This is a genomic window from Roseomonas sp. WA12 (assembly GCF_054165765.1).
Map to the genome: position 1 here is coordinate 3,047,878 of NZ_CM135108.1, position 18,201 is coordinate 3,066,078.

Annotated in this window: 23 protein-coding genes, 1 tRNA gene and 1 pseudogene; 12 read left to right on the forward strand and 13 right to left on the reverse strand. The window is 70.3% G+C overall.

From position 1 onward, the window contains the following. Positions 1-17 precede the first annotated feature (17 nt). On the reverse strand, positions 18-734 hold the full coding sequence (locus tag ACVBD7_RS14635; RefSeq protein WP_458093966.1) for an isochorismatase family protein: 717 nt from the start codon (positions 732-734) through the stop codon (positions 18-20). Between the two features lie 97 nt (positions 735-831). Beyond that, positions 832-2,103, reverse strand: coding sequence for a flavin-dependent oxidoreductase (locus ACVBD7_RS14640; RefSeq protein WP_458093967.1), 1,272 nt, complete (start codon positions 2,101-2,103; stop codon positions 832-834). 55 nt (positions 2,104-2,158) lie between these two features. On the opposite strand from ACVBD7_RS14640, the gene ACVBD7_RS14645 reads away from it, so the two are divergent. After that, complete coding sequence (locus ACVBD7_RS14645; RefSeq protein ID WP_458093968.1) at positions 2,159-2,602, forward strand: MarR family winged helix-turn-helix transcriptional regulator; 444 nt, start codon at positions 2,159-2,161, stop codon at positions 2,600-2,602. A 1-nt stretch (position 2,603) separates the two neighbouring features. On the opposite strand, the gene acs is transcribed toward ACVBD7_RS14645, so the two are convergent. The 8 genes from acs to ACVBD7_RS14685 form a co-directional block, all read right to left on the reverse strand. Further along, positions 2,604-4,541 carry an acetate--CoA ligase gene (gene acs, locus ACVBD7_RS14650; protein WP_458093969.1) on the reverse strand — a complete coding sequence of 646 codons (1,938 nt, stop codon included), beginning with the start codon at positions 4,539-4,541 and terminating at the stop codon, positions 2,604-2,606. A 149-nt stretch (positions 4,542-4,690) separates the two neighbouring features. Continuing rightward, entirely contained in the window at positions 4,691-5,011 is a 321-nt protein-coding gene (locus ACVBD7_RS14655) for a hypothetical protein (protein WP_458093970.1), read from the reverse strand. 126 nt (positions 5,012-5,137) lie between these two features. Further along, entirely contained in the window at positions 5,138-5,482 is a 345-nt protein-coding gene (locus ACVBD7_RS14660; protein ID WP_458093971.1) for a Rieske (2Fe-2S) protein, read from the reverse strand. A 14-nt stretch (positions 5,483-5,496) separates the two neighbouring features. Next, positions 5,497-5,919: an EVE domain-containing protein gene (locus ACVBD7_RS14665; RefSeq protein WP_458093972.1), complete on the reverse strand. Its 423-nt coding sequence runs from the start codon at positions 5,917-5,919 to the stop codon at positions 5,497-5,499. Then, positions 5,916-6,209 carry a YciI family protein gene (locus ACVBD7_RS14670; protein WP_458093973.1) on the reverse strand — a complete coding sequence of 98 codons (294 nt, stop codon included), beginning with the start codon at positions 6,207-6,209 and terminating at the stop codon, positions 5,916-5,918. Before ACVBD7_RS14670 ends, ACVBD7_RS14665 begins: the two co-directional genes overlap by 4 nt. Before the next feature lie 122 nt (positions 6,210-6,331). Beyond that, positions 6,332-6,928 carry an HdeD family acid-resistance protein gene (locus tag ACVBD7_RS14675; RefSeq protein WP_458093974.1) on the reverse strand — a complete coding sequence of 199 codons (597 nt, stop codon included), beginning with the start codon at positions 6,926-6,928 and terminating at the stop codon, positions 6,332-6,334. Between the two features lie 369 nt (positions 6,929-7,297). Beyond that, positions 7,298-7,555: a GlsB/YeaQ/YmgE family stress response membrane protein gene (locus ACVBD7_RS14680; RefSeq protein ID WP_458093975.1), complete on the reverse strand. Its 258-nt coding sequence runs from the start codon at positions 7,553-7,555 to the stop codon at positions 7,298-7,300. A gap of 175 nt (positions 7,556-7,730) precedes the next feature. Continuing rightward, positions 7,731-7,806 (reverse strand) — tRNA-Ala (locus ACVBD7_RS14685). A 160-nt stretch (positions 7,807-7,966) separates the two neighbouring features. Between ACVBD7_RS14685 and ACVBD7_RS14690 the strand changes: the two genes are divergently transcribed. The 8 genes and pseudogenes from ACVBD7_RS14690 (at position 7,967) to ACVBD7_RS14725 (ending at position 13,748) form a co-directional block, all read left to right on the forward strand. Continuing rightward, entirely contained in the window at positions 7,967-8,269 is a 303-nt protein-coding gene (locus ACVBD7_RS14690; RefSeq protein WP_458093976.1) for a YggT family protein, read from the forward strand. After that, positions 8,269-9,105 (forward strand): annotated as a pseudogene (gene folD, locus ACVBD7_RS14695) (bifunctional methylenetetrahydrofolate dehydrogenase/methenyltetrahydrofolate cyclohydrolase FolD); the annotation flags it as partial. The gene ACVBD7_RS14690 and the pseudogene folD, both read left to right, overlap by 1 nt. Before the next feature lie 94 nt (positions 9,106-9,199). After that, on the forward strand, positions 9,200-9,454 hold the full coding sequence (locus ACVBD7_RS14700) for a hypothetical protein (RefSeq protein ID WP_458093977.1): 255 nt from the start codon (positions 9,200-9,202) through the stop codon (positions 9,452-9,454). Continuing rightward, positions 9,451-10,350, forward strand: coding sequence for a DMT family transporter (locus ACVBD7_RS14705; RefSeq protein ID WP_458093978.1), 900 nt, complete (start codon positions 9,451-9,453; stop codon positions 10,348-10,350). Before ACVBD7_RS14700 ends, ACVBD7_RS14705 begins: the two co-directional genes overlap by 4 nt. 142 nt (positions 10,351-10,492) lie before the next feature. Continuing rightward, positions 10,493-10,741 carry a hypothetical protein gene (locus ACVBD7_RS14710; protein ID WP_458093979.1) on the forward strand — a complete coding sequence of 83 codons (249 nt, stop codon included), beginning with the start codon at positions 10,493-10,495 and terminating at the stop codon, positions 10,739-10,741. A gap of 107 nt (positions 10,742-10,848) precedes the next feature. Next, on the forward strand, positions 10,849-12,096 hold the full coding sequence (locus ACVBD7_RS14715; RefSeq protein ID WP_458093980.1) for an RsmB/NOP family class I SAM-dependent RNA methyltransferase: 1,248 nt from the start codon (positions 10,849-10,851) through the stop codon (positions 12,094-12,096). A 165-nt stretch (positions 12,097-12,261) separates the two neighbouring features. Beyond that, positions 12,262-12,495 (forward strand): hypothetical protein, encoded by a 234-nt coding sequence (locus ACVBD7_RS14720; protein ID WP_458093981.1) that lies wholly within the window; start codon positions 12,262-12,264, stop codon positions 12,493-12,495. Positions 12,496-12,638: 143 nt separating this feature from the next. Next, a complete protein-coding gene (locus ACVBD7_RS14725; RefSeq protein WP_458093982.1) occupies positions 12,639-13,748 on the forward strand; it encodes a glycosyltransferase family 4 protein in 1,110 nt (369 codons plus the stop codon). Between the two features lie 10 nt (positions 13,749-13,758). Here ACVBD7_RS14725 and ACVBD7_RS14730 read toward each other — a convergent pair whose 3' ends face one another. After that, positions 13,759-13,941, reverse strand: a complete 183-nt coding sequence (locus ACVBD7_RS14730) for a succinate dehydrogenase assembly factor 4 (protein WP_458093983.1) — start codon at positions 13,939-13,941, stop codon at positions 13,759-13,761. A gap of 42 nt (positions 13,942-13,983) precedes the next feature. Here ACVBD7_RS14730 and htpX point away from each other — a divergent pair, with 42 nt between their 5' ends. After that, entirely contained in the window at positions 13,984-14,952 is a 969-nt protein-coding gene (htpX, locus tag ACVBD7_RS14735) for a zinc metalloprotease HtpX (protein WP_458093984.1), read from the forward strand. Between the two features lie 7 nt (positions 14,953-14,959). Here the strand turns inward: htpX and ACVBD7_RS14740 are convergent, their stop codons facing one another. Beyond that, positions 14,960-15,958, reverse strand: coding sequence for a Bug family tripartite tricarboxylate transporter substrate binding protein (locus ACVBD7_RS14740; protein ID WP_458093985.1), 999 nt, complete (start codon positions 15,956-15,958; stop codon positions 14,960-14,962). A gap of 56 nt (positions 15,959-16,014) precedes the next feature. After that, entirely contained in the window at positions 16,015-16,449 is a 435-nt protein-coding gene (locus tag ACVBD7_RS14745) for a type II 3-dehydroquinate dehydratase (protein ID WP_458093986.1), read from the reverse strand. Between the two features lie 228 nt (positions 16,450-16,677). Here ACVBD7_RS14745 and ACVBD7_RS14750 point away from each other — a divergent pair, with 228 nt between their 5' ends. Both ACVBD7_RS14750 and ACVBD7_RS14755 read left to right on the forward strand, forming a co-directional pair. Next, on the forward strand, positions 16,678-17,406 hold the full coding sequence (locus tag ACVBD7_RS14750; protein ID WP_458093987.1) for a GntR family transcriptional regulator: 729 nt from the start codon (positions 16,678-16,680) through the stop codon (positions 17,404-17,406). 37 nt (positions 17,407-17,443) lie between these two features. Continuing rightward, positions 17,444-18,163, forward strand: a complete 720-nt coding sequence (locus ACVBD7_RS14755) for a haloacid dehalogenase type II (protein WP_458093988.1) — start codon at positions 17,444-17,446, stop codon at positions 18,161-18,163. The last annotated feature ends 38 nt before the right edge of the window (positions 18,164-18,201 follow it).

Here is an 18,201-nt window from a genome sequence, read left to right on the forward strand (position 1 = left end):
TGGGGGGCGAAGCGCCCTCAGCCCCCGCCGGCCAGGGTGGTGAGCGCCTCGGTCGTCGCCACCCAACCGAAGAAGGTGCGCGTGTTGAACACGGTCGCGTCGTGCACGAAGCGCGGTCCGCCCTGCCAGCAGGCATCCTCGATCAGCACCGGCCAAAACTCGCGGTGGAAGGCCTCGCGCAGCGTGCTCTCCACGCAGACATTGGTGGCGACTCCGCAGAACAGGATGTCCCGGATCCCGCGCGCGCGCAGCAGCATCTCCAGCTGCGTGCCGCTAAAGCCGCCGTAGCGGGGCTTCTGGATGAGGATGTCGCCCGGCGCGCGTTGCATCTGCGGCACCAGCGCGTAATCCCATGTGCCCTTGGCCAGCAGCGTGCCATCCAGCTCCGGCCGCTCGCGCATCAGCCGAAGGGCGTTCGACTTCCAGTAATTGGGCGAGCCGGCCCCGCCCGCTTCGACCCCCTCGGGATCCCACCCGTTCTGAAACCAGACGATGGTGATGCCGAGAATTCGCGCCGCCGCCACCACCTGGGTGACGCGGCCGATGACAGATTGGGCGCCGGAGAGATCGAACCCGGCCTTGTCGAGATAGCCCTCCTCGGCCGCGTAGGCGTTCTGCATGTCCACCACGATCAGCGCGGTGCGGGAGGGCAGGATCGGGAAGGGCTCGGGTTCGGCGGTAAGGAGGAGGTCCCCCTCCACGCGCGGCAGGATCTGGGGCGTGCGCTCGGTCAAGGGCTTCTCCTCGGCAGGGTCGCCCGATCCTGTGTCGCGGGCGCGGCCGCGTCTACCGGCGGCGGGCCATCCGGCCGCCGCGCGACGGCTCGCTTCCTCAGCGGCTGGCGGGCGCCGCCCCATCTAGCCGGGCTGAAAAACTCTGCCGCGCGTTCAGCAGCACAGGATCAAAGCCCGCCGCCCGTTTGTAGCCGCGCGAGATCCCCTCCAGCTCCGCCATCGGCAGCACCGCCTCGCGCCCGCCCACGGCGTCGAAGCCGTCCGGCGCGCGCTGATGGGCGAGGTCCAACACCAGGTCGGGCCCCTGCCCGCGCGCTGCCTGCACCAGCGCCGAGGTCGCAGGGCGGCGCGCGGCCTCATAGGCCCGCAGCCCGGCCTCGGCCCCGTCCTCGGTGGCAAGGTGGAAAGCGAGAGCCCGGGCATCCAGGATGCCCTGCGACGCGCCGTTGGAGCCGATGGGGTACATCGGATGCGCCGCATCCCCGAGCAGCGTCACCCGGCCACGCGTCCATCCCGGCAGCGGATCGCGGTCCACCATCGGGAATTCCCACACATCCGGGGCCGCGCGGATCAGCGAGGGGACGGAGAGCCAGGGCCATTCCCAGTCCGCGAAGTCCGGCAGGAAGTCCTCGATCCGGCCCCGGCGGTTCCAGTCCTCCCGCGCGAGCAGCGCGTCGGGGTCCATTCGCCGCTCGGCGATGAAGTTGATGAGGGCGGGGCGCTCCGCCGTGGCCTCGCGGATGGGATAGCAGACGAATTTGAGGTCGCTCCGCCCCGCCTGCACCATGGTGCGGCCGGTAAGGTAGCCCGGGTGCTCCGCCACCGCGCGCCACATCAAGCTGCCGTTCCAGCTTGGGGCCCCCTCATGCGGGTGCCATGCGGCGCGGATGGCGCTGTGGATGCCATCGGCCGCCACCACCACATCACCCCGCGCGCGCCCGCCGCCCTCAAAATGCAGCGTGGCGCCATCGGCGTCGGACTCCGCGCCGATCCCGCGCGAACCGAGGTGAATCGCATCCCCCAGACGCTCCTGCGCCGCTTCCAGCAACAGCATGAACAGGGTGCCGCGATGGATGCTCACCTGCGGCCAGCGATAGCCGGCGGCGAGGCCCCGGTCCTCCCGCCACACCTCCTCGCCGCGGCGGGTGGCATAGAGCAGCTCCCGCGTCGGAACGCCGGCGGCCAGCACGCGCTCGCCGAGGCCGAGCTCGGTGAGTTCCCGCACGGCATGGGGCAGAAGGTTGATGCCAACGCCGAGCGGCTTGGGGTGAGCGACCGCCTCATGCACCTCCACCCCGATGCCGGCCTGGTGCAGCGCCATGGCCAGGGTCAGGCCGCCGATGCCGCCGCCGGAGACGATCACGCGCATGGTTGCTTCCTCCGTTTTGCCGGATGATGGCAGCCGACGAGAGAAGGTTCAACAGTTGAACGATAAGGGCGGCGAGAGCGGCCACGGGCTGCTGTCCGGCACCGTGTCCTACAGCATGAAGCGGGCCTATCGCCGGGTCATCCGCGACCTGGAGGACGCATTGCAGCCCGCGGGCTTCACCCCGCCGCTCCTGGCCGCGCTGTCCATCGTGGAGGCAACGCCCGGCATCGCGCCGGCGCATCTGGCCGAGGCCATGGGCCATGGCCGCTCCCGCGCCGCCCCGCTGCTCGACCGGCTGGAGGGGGACGGCCTACTGGAGCGTCGGGCCGGCACGGACCGCCGCAGCCTCGGCCTGTACGCAACACAGCAGGGGAGAGCCGCCCTGCAGCGGCTCCGCCCCATCCTCGCCGAGCATGAGCGCCGGATCACTGCCGGGCTGACGCCCGCCGAGGCCCATGCGCTTGCCGCCCTGCTCGAACGGCTCGCGCAGGGCGGGTAGGTCAGCCCACCCGGTTGCCGATCAGGTCCTGCACGACAGTCGGATCGGCCAGGGTCGAGGTGTCGCCGAGGCTGTCGGTCTCGTTCGCCGCGATCTTGCGCAGGATGCGGCGCATGATCTTGCCCGAGCGCGTCTTCGGCAGGCCCGGCGCCCACTGGATGGCGTCCGGACTGGCGATCGGGCCGATCTCCTTGCGCACCCAGGCCACTAGTTCCTTGCGCAGCGCCTCGGTCGGCTCCTCATCGGCATTCAGGGTGACATAGGCGTAGATGCCCTGCCCCTTGATCTCGTGCGGCATACCGACGACCGCGGCCTCTGCCACCTTCGGATGCGCGACCAGGGCGCTCTCGATCTCGGCCGTGCCCATGCGGTGGCCGGAGACGTTCAGCACGTCGTCCACGCGGCCGGTGATCCACCAGTAGCCGTCCTCGTCGCGCCGCGCGCCATCGCCGGTGAAATAGGTGCCAGGGAAGGTGGAGAAATAGGTCTGGATGAAGCGCTCATGGTCGCGGAACACCGTGCGCATCTGGCCGGGCCAGCTATCGGTGATGACGAGGTTGCCCTCGGTCGCGCCCTCCAGCTTGTTGCCGTCCCCATCCACCAGCGCGGGCATCACGCCCGGCAGCGGAAGCGTCGCGGAACCCGGCTTTTGCGCCACCGCGCCGGGCAGCGGAGAGATGAGGATGCCGCCGGTCTCGGTCTGCCACCAGGTGTCCACGATCGGGCAGCGCTCGTCGCCGACGACGCGGTAGTACCAGAGCCAGGCCTCCGGATTGATCGGCTCGCCAACCGAGCCGAGGATGCGGAGCGACGTGCGCGACGCCTTCTTTACCGGCGCCTCGCCCTCGCGCATCAGTGCACGGATCGCGGTGGGCGCGGTGTAGAAGATGTTGACCTTGTGCTTGTCGATCACCTGCCAGAAGCGGCTGGAATCCGGCCAGTTCGGCACGCCCTCGAACATCAGCGTCGTCGCGCCGTTCGCGAGCGGGCCGTAGACGATGTAGGTGTGGCCCGTCACCCAGCCGACATCGGCCGTGCACCAGTACACCTCGCCCGGGCGGTAGTCGAAGACCAGCTCATGCGTGAAGGCGGCCCAGACGCCGTAGCCTCCGGTGGTGTGCAGCACGCCCTTCGGCTTTCCGGTGGAACCGGAGGTGTAGAGAATGAAGAGCGGGTCCTCCGCCCCCATCGGCTCGGCCGGGCATTCGGCGGATTGCGCGTCGCAGAGCGTCGCCCAGTCATGGTCGCGCCCCTCCTGCATGGAGACGGTGCCGCCCGTATTCTTCGCGACGATGACGTTGCGGATCGTCGGGCAGGACTTCAGCGCCTCGTCGGCGTTGGACTTCAGCGACACCGTGCGGCCGCCGCGGCGGCCCTCATCGGCGGTGATGAGCAGCGTGCTCTCGCAATCCTGGATGCGGCTGGACAGGCTGTCGGGCGAGAAACCACCGAACACCACGGAATGCACCGCTCCGATGCGCGCGCAGGCCAGCATGGCGACGGCGGATTCGACGATCATCGGCAGGTAGATCGTCACCCGGTCACCGCGGCGCACGCCGAGATGCTTCATCGCATTCGCCAGCCGGCACACACGCTCCAGCAGCTGGCGATAGGTGACATGGGCCTGGCTGTTCGGGTCGTCGCCCTCCCAGATGATCGCCACCCCGTCGCCGCGCCCGCCCTGCACATGCCGGTCCAGGCAGGATTCGGTGAGGTTCAGCACCCCGTCCTCGAACCAGCGGATGGAGACGTCGCCCTCGAAGCTCGTGTTCTTGATCTTGGTCGGCGCCCGCATCCAGGAGAGGCGGTTCATCTCGCGCTTCCAGAAGCCTTCCGGGTCGCGCGCGGCCTCGGCGACCATGACGTCGCGGCGCTCCGCATCGGCATGGCTGCCGGCGGCAATCTCGGGCTTTACCGGAATCAGGGTGTTGTCGGTCATCGGCAGCGGTCCTCCGGGGGCTAGGCCCTTCTCGGGGTGCATCGTCGCCGCCTGCCCGGGTGCGTCAAGTCTCCGGAGCGCGCGGGTACGCGGCCCCCACCCGCCGAACGCAAAGCGGGCCGGAGGTCTCCCCCCGGCCCGTGCCGTCGTCAGCGGTAGTAGCGCGGGCCGCCGTGGCGATAGTAGCGCGGCGGGGGACCGTAGCCGCGGCCGGCATAGTGGCGGCGGTAGTAGCGCGGCGGCGGCGGGCGGTAGTAGTGGCGCGGGCCGTAGTAGCGGCGACGCTCGCCGTAATACTGCACGGGCACCAGCTCCGCGGCGGGCTCGCCGACGAAGACGGCGGCCTGGATCGGGGCGGCGTGGATCGGCTGCGCCTGGGCGGCCGGCACGGCGGCCATCATCGGCGCGCCCAGCAGCGCACCCAGGATAAGGGCCTTTCGGCCGAGCTTGGCGAGGGCTTGTCGCATCATGGCGTCCTCTCTTCAGGGGGCCGGGAGGGCCCTTTCACTGTCCTATACAACGTCGCGATGCGGGCAGGGTCACGTCGGGATTGCGGCGGAGCGGGGGCGGATCGTCGCGGAGGGTAACGGCGGGCGCTACAGCCCGGCATCCCCAGGCACCGTGACCGCACCCGCCTCGATCCGCGCCGTCACCACTTCCAGGAAATCGCCCGCGCAGGGGCCGGAAATGCAGAACCCGTCCTCGACCCGGAAACGTGCACCGTGGGCGGTGCAGACAAGGTGTCGCCGCGCGCCGTCCAGGAAGCGATCCGGCAGGCTCTCCAGCGGAATGCCGATATGCGGACAGGAATTCACATAGACATGCACCCGATCGCCGCGCCGGACGGCAATGAGGCCGTAGCCGCCCGGCACTGGCGGAAAGCCCCGCGCCTCGCCGTCTGGGATGTCCTCCAGCCGGCAAAGGGTTCGCACCCCATTCATGGCTGAGCCCCGCGCTAGAGTCCCGCCATGCCGGAGATGACGGCCCAGTGCTCCGCCGAGACCGGCACAACGGACAGGCGCGACTGCCGAATCAGCGCCAGCCCGTCCAGCCGCGGCTCCGCCTTCATGGCCGCGAGCGTCACCGGCTTCGGCACCGGCTTCATGGCCTTCATGTCCACGCATATCCAGCGGCCGGTCTCGTCGGAGGGGTCGGGATAGGCCTCCCGCACCACCTGCACGATGCCCACCACCTCCCTACCGTCGTTGGAATGGTAGAAGAAGGACAGATCGCCCTTCTTCATCTCGCGCAGATTCTTGGCTGCCTGCCAGTTGCGCACGCCGGTCCAGGGCTCCACGCCGTTCGTCACCTGCTGGTCCCAGGAGAACGCGTCCGGCTCGCTCTTCACCAGCCAGTAGGAGGGTGGGGCGGCGGTCAAGCCACCCGTGCCCCGTCACGGAAGATTTCGCGGAAGGCGTGCACGGTCTGGGTGGCGAAAACATCGGCCTCCCAGAAGGGATCCGCCTTGGCGAAAATGCGGGCGGTCTCGAGGTCGGGCTGTTCCGTCACCACGATGCTGCCGCGCTGCTTCCCCTCCTCGTCGAGCAGCGGCCCGACGTAGCGGAGCTGCGGCCCAGCAGCGTCGAGCCAGACCAGGTGCTTCGGACGCGCGGCCAGCCGGCGCTCCAGCGCGTCCGGTTTGTCATGGCTGACGATAGCGAAGAGCACGGCGATCCCCCGGGAAAAGCCAGGGGCGAATCACCGGCCCGGCCGGCGCATGGAAACGCCGGACTGGCGAGCGCGCAACGGGCGGCGTGCCGGCCGCGGGATCGGGATGTCGGGCCGACGGGTCAGCCCGGCGTGGGATCGTAATGCACGCGGCGCAGGCGGAAGGCCAGGCTGACCAGCAGCACTCCGCCCACCACCGCCTGGATCGCCACCACCCAGATCAGCGCCAGCAGCCCTGCCCCTGGCGCTGCCACCATCCATAGCCCGATCGCGACACCCAGCGCGCCCCAGAGCCCCATCAGCCAGCTACCGCTGCGATAGGCGAGGACGATCCGGAAAACGCCGGTGGCGATGGACCAAGCGGCAACCAGCAACACCAGCACGATCGCCGAGGCGACCGGCATCATCAGCAGAACGACGGCCGCGACGAGGGAGAGCAGCCCGTCGAGCCAGAGCCACCCCGTATGCGGCCGCGCCGACCCCGGCATGGCCGAGCGACCGGTAAAGGCCTGGGTGAGGGTGAAGATGCCGTCCAGCGCCAGCCAGGCCGCCAGCACGCCGAGGATCACAGCGAGACCCAGGCCGGGAACGAGGAAGGCGTAAAGACCGAACAGGACGGAGACGATTCCGCGCAGCAGCAACAGCCACCAGCCGCCGGCCAGGGCACGAATCACCCGGAAACGTCCCTCCGTTGGGGTCGGGATGGTGGTGGCGGACATAGCGTCGGCTCCCTCGGGCTTGCGACCGTGGAGCGGCGGAGGAAGGGGAAGGTTGCGCGCCGGCGCGCCGGCGCGCCGGCCGGCGGGACAAGCCCCGGCATGTCGTCAGGATGAAACCAGGACCCGTTCTGACAGGCGACAAGATGGGGCCGCAAAGCCGCCCCTCTTCCGCCAATCCCGGCGCGAGGATCGCAACAGGATCCTCGGCCGGAGAAACCGGAGCGACACCGCCTTGAGGAACACGGGACGGTGCCCAGCAGGATTCATGCGTTGCGCGCCCGGCCCTGATGCATGGGCCGGTACTGCAAAAAGCGACGGGGCGCATGGAAGCACCCCGTCGCCATTCGTGCAGCCCTTTCGGGCCGCGGATCAGACCGTCGTCGAACGCCCGGCGACCATCCGGTAGATCACCAGCAGGATGATCGCCCCGACCACCGCACCGATGAAGCCCGCGCCTTCGCCTGCCCGGTACCAGCCGATCGCCTGGCCGAGATAGGTGGCGACCACGGCACCGACGATGCCGAGGAGCGTGGTGATGATGAACCCGCCGGGGTCGCGGCCCGGCATCAGGAACTTGGCAACGATACCGGCGAGAAGGCCGATGATGATGGTGATAATGATGCCCATGACGGGATGCTCCCAGCTTGTGGGATGGGAGCGCGGGGCTATGTAGCAGGTTTCATCGTCGCAGTCCGCAATCGGCACGGGAACGGAATTTACCCGAGGTTGTGTCTCGAGAGGCATAGGCAGGCGGATGAAGGAGAGGGCGGTCAGGCCGTCGGCAATGAGAGCCGGGGCGGGATGGTGGAGCTGAGGGGAATCGAACCCCTGGCCTCGTCATTGCGAACGACGCGCTCTCCCAACTGAGCTACAGCCCCTTAACCACCGCCCGCGCAGGCTTGGGGTCCGGCGCGTGGCGGGCTTATTCCCCGCCTCCCGCCCGGCGTCAAGCGCAGACGCAGGGTTGCGGCCGGGGTGATGCTGGACGGGCCCCATCCGGGGCCATACACAACGCGCGACGCGGTTCCGGGGGCGAGGATGACGGCGATCTTCTGGCTGATCGATCAGGTGATCGGCCTCTATGTCTGGGTACTCATCATCGCGGCGGTGTTCAGCCTGCTCACCGCCTTCAATGTGCTGGACACGCGTAACCGCCTGGTCTGGACGATCGGCGACTTCCTCTGGAAGGTCACGGAGCCGGTGCTGCGGCCCATCCGGCGTTTCCTGCCCGATCTGGGCGGGGTGGATCTCTCGCCGCTGGTGCTGATCCTTCTGCTGCAGGCGCTGCGGATCTTCCTCAACGTCACTGTCTTCCCCGCCCTGTGGCGGCTGGCGGCCTGATGGCGGCGCGGCTGCTCGACGGCAAGGCGATCGGCGCCCGGCTTCGCGCCGGGCTGGCCGAGCGCGTCGCCGCCCTGCCCTTCAGCCCCGGCCTGCGGGTTGTCCGGGTGGGAGAGGACCCGGCCAGCATCGTCTATGTCCGCTCCAAGGACCGGGCCGCGAAGGAAGCGGGCTATGACAGCGAGACCATCCTGCTGCCCGAGGACGTGGCCGAATCGGCGCTGCTGGACACGATCCGCCGCCTGAACGCCGATCCCGCGGTGGACGGCATCCTCGTCCAGCTTCCGCTCCCGAAGCATATCGACCCGCAGAAAATTCTGGAGGCGGTGGATCCTGCCAAGGATGTGGACGGCTTCCACCCCGTCAATGCCGGCCGCCTGGCCGCCGGGCTGCCGGGGCTGGTGCCCTGCACGCCGAAGGGGGTGATGCACCTGCTGGCCGAGGCCGGGGTGGCCCTGCCCGGGGCGCGGGCCGTGGTGCTCGGCCGCAGCGCCATCGTCGGCCGCCCGATGGCGGCCCTTCTGCTGGCCGCGGACGCCACGGTGACCGTGCTGCACTCCCGCTCCCGCAATATCGCCGAGGAGTGCAGGCGGGCGGAGGTGGTGGTCGCCGCCGTCGGCCGCGCGGGCATGGTCCGCGGCGACTGGATCGCGCCCGGGGCGGTGGTGGTGGATGTCGGTATCAACCGCACCGCCAAGGGAAAGCTGGTGGGCGATGTGGATTTCGAGGCCGCGCGCCAACACGCCGGCTGGATCACCCCCGTCCCCGGCGGCGTCGGCCCGATGACCATCGCCTGCTTGCTGGAGAACACGCTGGACGCTGCCCTTGCCCGACGCGGCAAGGCGCCGCTGGAGCCGAATGGCGGGGTGGCTGAGGCGCATGCGACGCCCGAGCAATCCTACGGCCACGGCCCGGGCCTGGCCTGATCCTATGCTGTTCCGGGTGATGCAGGGTGTGGGCATCGTGGCGCTTCTCGGCTGCGCCGTGCTGGCACTGCAGGCGACGCCGCTGCTGGGAGTAGAGTGGTCGCGGGCGCGCATCCTCTACGCCGCCGCAGGCGCGGTTTCCGCCCTTTCCCTGCTCGCGATCGGCAGTATCGGCCTGACGCTGCGGCGGCTTGAGGCAACGCAGGCTGCCCTCGCGGCCCAGCTGGCCCAGATCGGATCCCGGACCGGCCGGGAATGAAGCCCACCGACCTCGCCCTCGCTGCCGCCTTCATCCTTATCTGGGGCTCGGCCTTTACTGCGGCGCGGGTCGTGGTTCTGGAATGGCCGCCCTTCTGGGCGCTGGCGCTCCGCTTCGTCCTCACCGCGCCGCTTCTGCTGGCCATTGCCTGGGCCACGCGCTCGCGCTGGCCTGCGCCGCGCGACCTCGGGCGGGTAGTGCTGATGGGGCTGCTGGGTACGGGCGGCTACCTCGCCTTGTCCTGGTGGGCCATGTCGCTGGTCCCCTCCGGCCTTGTCGCCCTGATCACGGCGACCACCCCTCTCGTCGCCGCGCTGGGCGAGGCGGTGTTCCTCCGGCGCCGGCCCTCGGCCATGGCCTGGGCCGGGCTCGCCCTCGGCTGGGCCGGGGTCGCGGTGCTGGGCGGGGCGCGGCTCGCGGGGCATCTGGGCGGGCCACAGGGTGCGGGAGAGGTACTGGGGATCGGCCTTGCCCTGCTCGGCGCCGTGTCCCAGGCGGCTGGGTTGCTTGTTTTCGCGCCGGCGCGAAACCGGGTGGACCTCTGGTCCGCCAGCGCCGGGCAGAGCCTGGTCAGCGCCGCGCTGCTGCTCGGCCTTGCCCTTGCGGTCGAGGGGCCGATGCCTGTCACGGCCAGCCTGCCAGCCTGGCTCGGCCTGGCCTACAGCGTCACGGTGGTGGGGATCGGCGGCTACGCGTTGCTCTTCATCATGCTCCGCCGCTTCCCGCCCTCCACCGCTGCAGCGCTGCAGCTGCTGGCCCCGCCGGTCGCGGCGGTTATCGGATGGGCGTTGCTCGGGGAGATCCTGGGCTGGGCGGACCTCGCCGGCGGCATGCTGACCCTGGGCGGGCTCACCCTGCTGTTCCGCGCCCGCGCGCGAGAGACCCGCCCGACCTAGCGCACGTTACCGGGAGGTCCCATTCACCGCACGAATGGGTGGCATGTCATCTGCCAGTTGGAAGCGAAGCGTGCACAGGCGCACATCAGGGGCAGAGAGCGACACTCGGCCGCTGCTCCTGATGAGTACAAGGTCAATCAACATGTTCCGCCTAAACCCCTTCCGGGCCCTCCGGACGCTCGGCCTCGCGGCCGCGCTGCTCGGCCCGGTCTTCGCGCAGGATGCCCTCGCCGTCCGCGAACCCGCTTCCTTCGACGGCCTCGTCACCTCCGACGAAACTGCCGGCCCGACCATTCCCGGCGTGCAGGATCTGAGCGATGCCTCCGACGTCCGGGCCGTTCGCTTCCTGCTGCTGAGCAGCCGGGCCGGCCAGGCCAGCCCGCAGGGCTGACCAGCACCTTGGACTGAGCGACCCTGAGGGGCTGTCGGCGAGAGCCGGCGGCCCCTTTGCCGTTTAGGGCTGCCCATCCGGCGCGAAATGCGCCAAGTCGCGCGGCGATGCCCGCCAATCCCACCCGGTTCGCCGCCGCCCTCCTCGTCTCCGCCGTGCTGGAGCGCCACCGCGCCCTCGACGAGGCGCTGGATTCCCTGCCCGGCCATATCGAGCCGCGCGACCGCGCCGCCGCCCACCGCATCGCCGCCGCCGTGCTGCGGCGGCTGGGCAGCATCGACGCGGTGCTGGAACCCTATCTGCGCCGGGAGCCCTCCCCTCCTGCCCTGCAGGCGCTGCGGATCGGCGCGGCCGAGCTCCTGCTGCTCGGCACTCCTCCCCATGCCGCGGTCGCCAATGCCGTGGCCCTGGCGCCGAAGCCACTGGCCGGGCTGGTGAACGCCGTGCTCCGCAAGGTGGCCACCGAAGGCCCGGCGGCGTTGGAGGGGCTGGATGGCGCCCGGTTGGACACGCCGCCCTGGCTCTGGTCCTCATGGCACGGCGCCTACGGCCCGAAGGTGCGCGCGATTGCCGAGGCGCATGAGCGCCCGGCGCCGCTGGACCTCTCCCTCTTCCCCGGCACCGCGGCCCCCGAAGGTGCCGAGATCCTGCCCAACGGCACCGCCCGCCTGCCCGCCGGAACCCGTATCACCGAACTGCCCGGCTTTGCCGAGGGCGGCTTCTGGGCGCAGGACGCCGCGGCCAGCCTGCCCGCGCGACTTCTGGCGCCCTCACCCGGCCAGCGCGTGGCCGATCTCTGCGCCGCACCCGGCGGCAAGACCGCGCAGCTCGTCGCCATGGGCGCGCAGGTGACCGCCGTGGAGAAGGAGGAGCGGCGCGCCGTTCGGCTGCGCGAGAACCTGGCCCGGCTGAAGATGGAGGCGGAGGTGGTGATCGCCGATGCCGTCCCCTGGGCCGCCAGTCACCAGGGCGCCTTCGAATCCGTGCTGCTCGATGCTCCCTGCACCGCCACCGGCACGATCCGCCGCCATCCCGAGGTGCCGCATCTCCGCCGCGTGCGCGACGTGGTGAAGCTGGCTGCGACACAGGCCACGCTGATCGACGCCGCGGCCGGTCTCGTCGCGCCCGGTGGGCGGCTCGTGGTCGCGGTGTGCTCGCTCCAGCCCGAGGAGGGCGAAGCGCACCTCGCTCGCATGGCCGGGCTGGGCCTCCGCCCCGATCCGGTGCAGCCGGAGGAGGTGCCGGGGTTAGAGGAGGCCATCACCGCCAACGGAGCAGTGCGGACGCGCCCGGATTTCTGGGGCGATCGGGGCGGGATGGACGGGTTCTTCGTCGCGCGCTTCCGCCGCGGCTAGGGTTCTAGTCCAAGAGTTCTTGGACACAATCCAGTGAGATTCCATTCACGCTGCGAATGGAAGCCATGCCAGATCACCTGCTGGAAGCGGAGCACCGGAGGTCTCACCTTCTGTGTCAACGCGATGACACTTCGCCGTCGCCGTTGTTTTCCAGGATCACCTCCGATGACCATTAACACTCTTCGCGCCCTCGGCCTCGCTACCGCACTTCTGGGTTCGGCCCTGTCCCATGGCGCCCTCGCCCGCAGCAGCTGGACCGTGGACGGCCCGGTAGCCGTGCCCGAGGTTTCCGTCACTGCCGATGCTGGCCGCTTCGATGGCATGACCGGCGATGCGAGCCCGGCGCTTACCTTCCTCGAGCGCAGCGGCGCCACCGGCGGCGACGGCCAGCACTCCTGATGCGGCGCCGCGCATAGCGCGGCATCGCCCAATGAAAGGGGCCGTCGGCAATGCCGGCGGCCCCTTTTCGCGTCCGAGGGGCTGCACAGCCGACCCGAAATGCGCCAAGCCGCCGGTCGTTTGGCCGCGGATCAGGGGGCGGGATGCGGGTTCTTTTCGTCGCCAATGTCGATTTCGCGCTGCGTCACTTCATCCTGCCGCTGATGCGCGGCGCGCGTGAGCGCGGGCATGAGGTGATCGCGGCCTGTGCCGAAGGCCCGCTTCTGGACCTTCCGCGTGCCGAGGGCTTCACGGTGGTCGCCCTGCCCATGGCGCGCAGCCTCTCGCCACGCGCGAACCTGCGTGCCCTGCGGGCGCTGCGTGGATTGATGCGGGAGGTGCGACCGGATCTGGTGCACGCGCATTTCCCCATCTCCGGCCTGCTCGCCCGGATCGCCGCGCGGATGGAGGGGGTGCCGCGCACCGCTTACACAGTCCACGGCTTCCTGTTCAATCAGCCCGGCCCGGCCTGGCGCCGTACCCTGTCGCTTGTGCTGGAATGGCTTGGCGGGCGGATGACGGACGTCTTCCTCACTGTCAGCGAGGAGGAGGCGCGGGACGCGAGGCGCCTGCGCATCCACCGCCACCCCACCCCCGCCCGCAACGGCCGCGATCCCGCGCGCTTCCACCCCGACCCAGCCGCCCGCGCCGCGATCCGCGCCGAGCTGGGCGTGGCGCCCGATGCCGTGGTGATCACGGCCGTCTCCCGCCTCGTGCGGCACAAGGGCTATCCCGAGCTGCTGCGGGCGATGGAATCCGTGCCCGGCGCGACGCTCCTCGTGGTTGGCGAGCGTCTGGCGAGCGATCATGGCGCCGATCTGGAACCCGATTTCGCCCGCGCCGCGGAACTGCTCGGCCCAAGGTTGCACCGGCTGGGCTACCGCCACGACACCGAGCGGGTTCTGGCGGCCTCCGATATCTTCTGTCTGCCCAGCCATTTCGAGGGCCTGCCGATGTCGGTGATCGAGGCCATGCTGACAGGGCTGCCCGTGGTCGCGACCAGTATCGGCGGCCCGCGCGAGCAGGTGTTGCCCGGGAAGACGGGGCTGCTGGTGCCGCCCACGACCGTGGGGCCGCTCGCGGAGGCGCTGAACCGCCTTGCGGGCGATTCCGGCCTGCGCGCGGCAATGGGCGCGGCCGGTCGTGCCCGTGCGCTCGAATTGTATGACGAGCGCGTGGTGGTGGCGCGAACGCTGAACTTTCTGGGGCTTTAGCCCCGGCTCGTCAGAAGTCGCTCACGCGCCCCTTGCGCTCCCAATCGCCGAAGCGGGTCGGCTCCGGGCCGGTCGGGCCGCCGATCTCGGGCGGCAGCGGGGGCTTGGCTGCGGGGTTGCCTGCCGGCGGCGTTCCGGCCTCCGGCGAAACCGGGGGCTGGGGCTGGGTCTTGGTGTCGTCTGTGTGGGCCATGCCCACCAGATAGGGTCGGTATGGCAAAGGAGGAACAGGGCCGTGTCGGGATACGCGCGCACCGCAATCCTCATGGCGGGAATGGTCGCCCTTTTCGCCGGGGTGGGCTTCCTGTTGGGTGGGCGGCAGGGAATGGTGATCGCCTTCCTTTTTGGGGTCGGTATCAACGTCTTCTCCTGGTGGAACTCGGACCGGATGGTGCTTCGCATGCACCATGCCGAGCCGATCGGGCCGGCCGACAATCCCCGTCTCTACCAGCTCGTCGGGGACCTTGCCGCACGGGCTGGGCTGCCCATGCCAGCGCTCTACCTGTTGCATGAGGACCAGCCGAACGCCTTTGCCACCGGGCGGTCGCCCGAGCGCTCCGCCGTGGCCGTCACGGCCGGTCTGCTGCAGATGATGCCGGAGGAGGAGGTGGCGGGGGTGGTAGCGCATGAGCTGGCGCATATCCGCAACCGTGACACGCTGATCATGACGCTGACCGCGAGCCTGGCGGGTGCCATCGGGATGCTCGCCCAGTTCGGCGGGCTGTTCGGGCACCGGGACCGCAACAACCCGCTGGGCGGCATTGGCGTGCTGCTGGCGATCATCGTGGCGCCGCTCGCCGCCATGGTGGTGCAGATGGCCATCAGCCGATCCCGCGAATACGAGGCCGACCGGCTGGGCGCGCAAATCGCCGGACATCCGCGCGGCTTGGCAAATGCCCTGCAGCGGCTGGAGGCGGGGCGGCACGCCATCCCCAACCCGGCGGCCGAGGCGAATCCGGGAACCGCGCATCTGTTCATCGTGAACCCGCTGTCCGGCACGGGAATGGACAGCCTGTTCTCCACCCATCCCAGCACTGAGAACCGGGTGCGCGCGCTGATGGAGATGGCGGGCGGCACTTTCCCAACCCTGCCGGCCAGCCCTGGGCCCGCGCACGGTCCCTGGGCCGGCAGCCCCGCGCCGAGAGGGCCGGCGGGCCGCCCCTGGGAGCGTTTCTCCCGCGGCCGCCGCGGCCCCTGGGGCTGAGGCGCCGCTACTCGGCCTTGATGTTGCGGCGGCGGATGAGATCGCCCCAGCGCCTGCCTTCCTCGGCGAGGAAGGGCGGGAAGGCTTCCGCCGTGCCGCCGACCACGTCGATCGAGGCGGCGTCGAGCTTGGCCTTCACCTCCGGATTGTTCAGCACCTCGCGCGCGGCAGTGGCCAAGCGCTGGACGATCGGTTCGGGTGTGCCGGCGGGGGCGAAGAAGCCGAAGTCGTTGGTGGCGTGGTAGCCGGCCAGGCCGCTCTCGGCGAGCGTCGGCACGTTGGGCGCCTTGGGGTCGCGCGTGCGTCCGGTGACGGCCAACGCGCGCAACTCGCCGGACTGGATGTAGGGGATGGCGGTGACGGTATCGACGAAGCCCATCGTCGCCTCCTTCGTCAGCAGCGCCTGCAGCGCCGGGGCGCCGCCCCGATAGGAGACGTGCAGCATGTCGATCCCGGCCATGTCGAGCATGAGCTCGGGCGCGAGCTGGCCAACGGTGCCTGAGCCGGGCGACGCATAGGTGAGCCGGCCGGGCTGCGCCTTCGCCGCCGTCACGAGATCCGCGAAGCTGTTCATGCCGCTGGTCGGGTGCACGCAGATGAACATGGCGTTGCTGGCCAGCAGGCTGATGGGCGCGAAGGCGCGGGCGTTGTCATAGGGCAGCGGGCTGAACAGGAAGGGCGCGACGGCGAAGGTGCCGGTGGGCGCGACATCGAGCGTGTAGCCATCGGGCCGCGCACGTGCGAGGGCGCCATGGCCGACCGTGCCGCTGCCGCCCGCGCGGTTCTCCACCACGAACGACCCGCCGAGGCTGGTGGACAGGTACTGAGCCAGCAACCGCGCGACGAAGTCGGTGGACCCACCGGGGGCGAAGGGCACGATGATGGTGACGGGGCGGCTGGGATAGGGCTGCTGCGCCAGGGCGGGCATGGCGCCCGCCGCGCCAAGCGCGCCGATACCGCCGAGAAGATGCCGCCGGCGCAGGGATGGTGGCTGGTGTTCTGTCATCGGTCCGTTCCTCGCTGTTGTGATTTCTTCTGGAGTGCGGCGGGCGCCTTGGCGCCTCAGCCGAGCAGGTCCTGCATGGCGCGGATGGCGGTGACGTAGCCGCGCGCGCCGAGGCCGGCGATCACGGCCGTCGCGGCCGTGGAGACGAGGGAGCGGTGATAGATCGCGTCCCGCCGGTGGATGTTCGTGATGTGGAGTTCGATCAGCGGGCCCGGGAACATCTTCAGCGCGTCCAGCACGGGGATAGAGGTGAAGGTGAGGCCCGCGGGGTTGATGACGACGCCGCTGGCCGGCGCGTCGATCGCCTCGTGGATCCAGTCCACGAGTTGTCCCTCGTAATTCGTCTGGCGGAAGACGACCGCATCGGCGCCTGCCGCCTCCCGGCACATTGCCTCCACCTCGGCGAGGGTGGTGTGCCCGTAGATCTCGGGCTCCCGCCGGCCGAGGCGGTTCAGGTTTGGGCCGTTCAGCACATGGATGACGCGGCTCACGGGCAGGCGACCCGCTCGGCTCGGTCTCGGCAGGCGCGGTTGGAACCAGGGCTTAACATTGTTGGCTCGGCTTCCTCTTCGGCCGGGAGGATGGCCAAGAAGCAATACCGAATCAACCTATGAATGGATTTTCGTATGATGATTTTGTCTTTACCGGTTTCCGAGCAGCGGTTTGTCATTGCGGGCCGCAGCGTGCAGGTTGGGACGCATTCGAGGTAGGTTCGGGACATGGATGAGGGTTCGATCGGGGAAGCCGCCTATCGGCGCATCCGGGCGGATATCCTCTTCGGGCGGCTGGCGCCGGGGCAGAGGCTAGGCCTGGACTGGATGCGCCAGACCTATGGCGCGAGCGTCAGCACCCTGCGCGAGCTGCTCAGCCGCCTCTCCTCCGAGGGGTTGGTGACCGCCGAGGGGCAGCGCGGATTCGAGGTGGCCCCGGTCTCGGCCGGGGAGTTCCGCGAGCTGGCGGAGCTGCGGTTGCTGCTGGAAACCCATGCCCTCCGGCGCTCCTTCGCGGCGGGCGGGCTGGAATGGGAAGGCGGGGTGGTGGCGGCGCATCACAAGCTCGCCTCGCTGGAACGCGGCCTGCTGGCGGGGGAGCCTGCCGACACCTCGCTGTGGAAGCGCTATGACTGGGAGTTCCACCACGCGCTGATCTCGGCCTGCGGATCGGGGGCGCTGCTGCAGTCCCATGCAGCCATCTACGACCGCTATCTGCGCTACCAGATGGTCGCCGTGGTGTTCCGCGGCGCCATTGCCGCCGAGGAACACCGGCGCCTTCTGGAAGCAGCCCTCGCCCGCGATCCGGATGCCGCAGAGACTGTGCTGCGGCAGCATGTGGATGGCTGCGTTGCGCAGGTGATCGAGGCGGGGACACTGGACGCGCCCCGGCCAGCCCTGGGTGCCGCGCTGGACAAAGCCGGTGAAACGCGGCGTCGTGGCCGCAAGCCGCGCTGAGCGACACCAGCCGGCAGCTGAGGAGGATCGTTCCGCGATGGCCCTGGAAGGCGTGCGCGCCCTGGTATTCGACGTGTTCGGCACGGTGGTGGACTGGCGCAGCGGTGTGGCGCGGGAGGCGGCGCCCTTCCTGGCCCGGCACGGGTCCTCGGCTGATCCCGCTGCCTTCGCCGATGGCTGGCGGCGCCGCTACCAGCCTGCCATGGAAGCCGTTCGCAGCGGCGCCCGCCCCTTCACCCGGCTGGACGTGCTGCACCGGGAGAACCTGGAGGGGGTGCTGCCGGAGTTCGGCATCGACCCGGTCACGGTGCCCGCGGCCGAGCTGGACGCGCTGAACCTCGCCTGGCACCGGCTGGACCCCTGGCCGGATTCGGTCGCCGGGCTGGTGCGGCTGAAGGCGCGCCACATCATCGCCCCGCTCTCCAACGGCAACATCATCCTGATGACCGACATGGCCAAGCGCGCCGGCCTGCCCTGGGACGCGATCCTCGGGGCCGAGGTGGTGCGCGCCTACAAGCCCTCCCCCGAGGCCTATCTGCGCACCGCCGAGGTGCTGGCGATGCGGCCAGAGGAGGTTTGCCTCGTGGCCGCGCATAACGGGGACCTGGCGGCCGCGCGGCGCTGCGGGCTGCGCACGGCCTTCGTCGCGCGGCCGACGGAGCACGGGCCGGGGCAGGCCAAGGATCTGGCGCCGGAGCAGGACTGGGACGTGGTAGCGGAGGATTTTGTCGCCCTGGCACAGCGCCTGGGCTGCTGATCCGCGGCACTGGCACGGAACTGGCCTGCACCAAGACG

Coding starts and splice junctions, on each gene's coding strand:
- ACVBD7_RS14720 (WP_458093981.1), top strand. CDS start 12,262: ATGACCATTAACACTCTTCGCGCCCTCGGCCTCGCTACCGCACTTCTG.
- acs (WP_458093969.1), bottom strand. CDS start 4,541: ATGACCGACAACACCCTGATTCCGGTAAAGCCCGAGATTGCCGCCGGC.
- ACVBD7_RS14730 (WP_458093983.1), bottom strand. CDS start 13,941: ATGGCCCACACAGACGACACCAAGACCCAGCCCCAGCCCCCGGTTTCG.
- ACVBD7_RS14680 (WP_458093975.1), bottom strand. CDS start 7,555: ATGGGCATCATTATCACCATCATCATCGGCCTTCTCGCCGGTATCGTT.
- ACVBD7_RS14690 (WP_458093976.1), top strand. CDS start 7,967: ATGACGGCGATCTTCTGGCTGATCGATCAGGTGATCGGCCTCTATGTC.
- ACVBD7_RS14715 (WP_458093980.1), top strand. CDS start 10,849: ATGCCCGCCAATCCCACCCGGTTCGCCGCCGCCCTCCTCGTCTCCGCC.
- ACVBD7_RS14710 (WP_458093979.1), top strand. CDS start 10,493: ATGTTCCGCCTAAACCCCTTCCGGGCCCTCCGGACGCTCGGCCTCGCG.
- ACVBD7_RS14655 (WP_458093970.1), bottom strand. CDS start 5,011: ATGATGCGACAAGCCCTCGCCAAGCTCGGCCGAAAGGCCCTTATCCTG.
- ACVBD7_RS14675 (WP_458093974.1), bottom strand. CDS start 6,928: ATGTCCGCCACCACCATCCCGACCCCAACGGAGGGACGTTTCCGGGTG.
- ACVBD7_RS14725 (WP_458093982.1), top strand. CDS start 12,639: ATGCGGGTTCTTTTCGTCGCCAATGTCGATTTCGCGCTGCGTCACTTC.
- ACVBD7_RS14660 (WP_458093971.1), bottom strand. CDS start 5,482: ATGAATGGGGTGCGAACCCTTTGCCGGCTGGAGGACATCCCAGACGGC.
- ACVBD7_RS14705 (WP_458093978.1), top strand. CDS start 9,451: ATGAAGCCCACCGACCTCGCCCTCGCTGCCGCCTTCATCCTTATCTGG.
- ACVBD7_RS14740 (WP_458093985.1), bottom strand. CDS start 15,958: ATGACAGAACACCAGCCACCATCCCTGCGCCGGCGGCATCTTCTCGGC.
- ACVBD7_RS14640 (WP_458093967.1), bottom strand. CDS start 2,103: ATGCGCGTGATCGTCTCCGGCGGCGGCATCGGCGGCCTGACCCTGGCC.
- ACVBD7_RS14750 (WP_458093987.1), top strand. CDS start 16,678: ATGGATGAGGGTTCGATCGGGGAAGCCGCCTATCGGCGCATCCGGGCG.
- ACVBD7_RS14755 (WP_458093988.1), top strand. CDS start 17,444: ATGGCCCTGGAAGGCGTGCGCGCCCTGGTATTCGACGTGTTCGGCACG.
- ACVBD7_RS14700 (WP_458093977.1), top strand. CDS start 9,200: ATGCTGTTCCGGGTGATGCAGGGTGTGGGCATCGTGGCGCTTCTCGGC.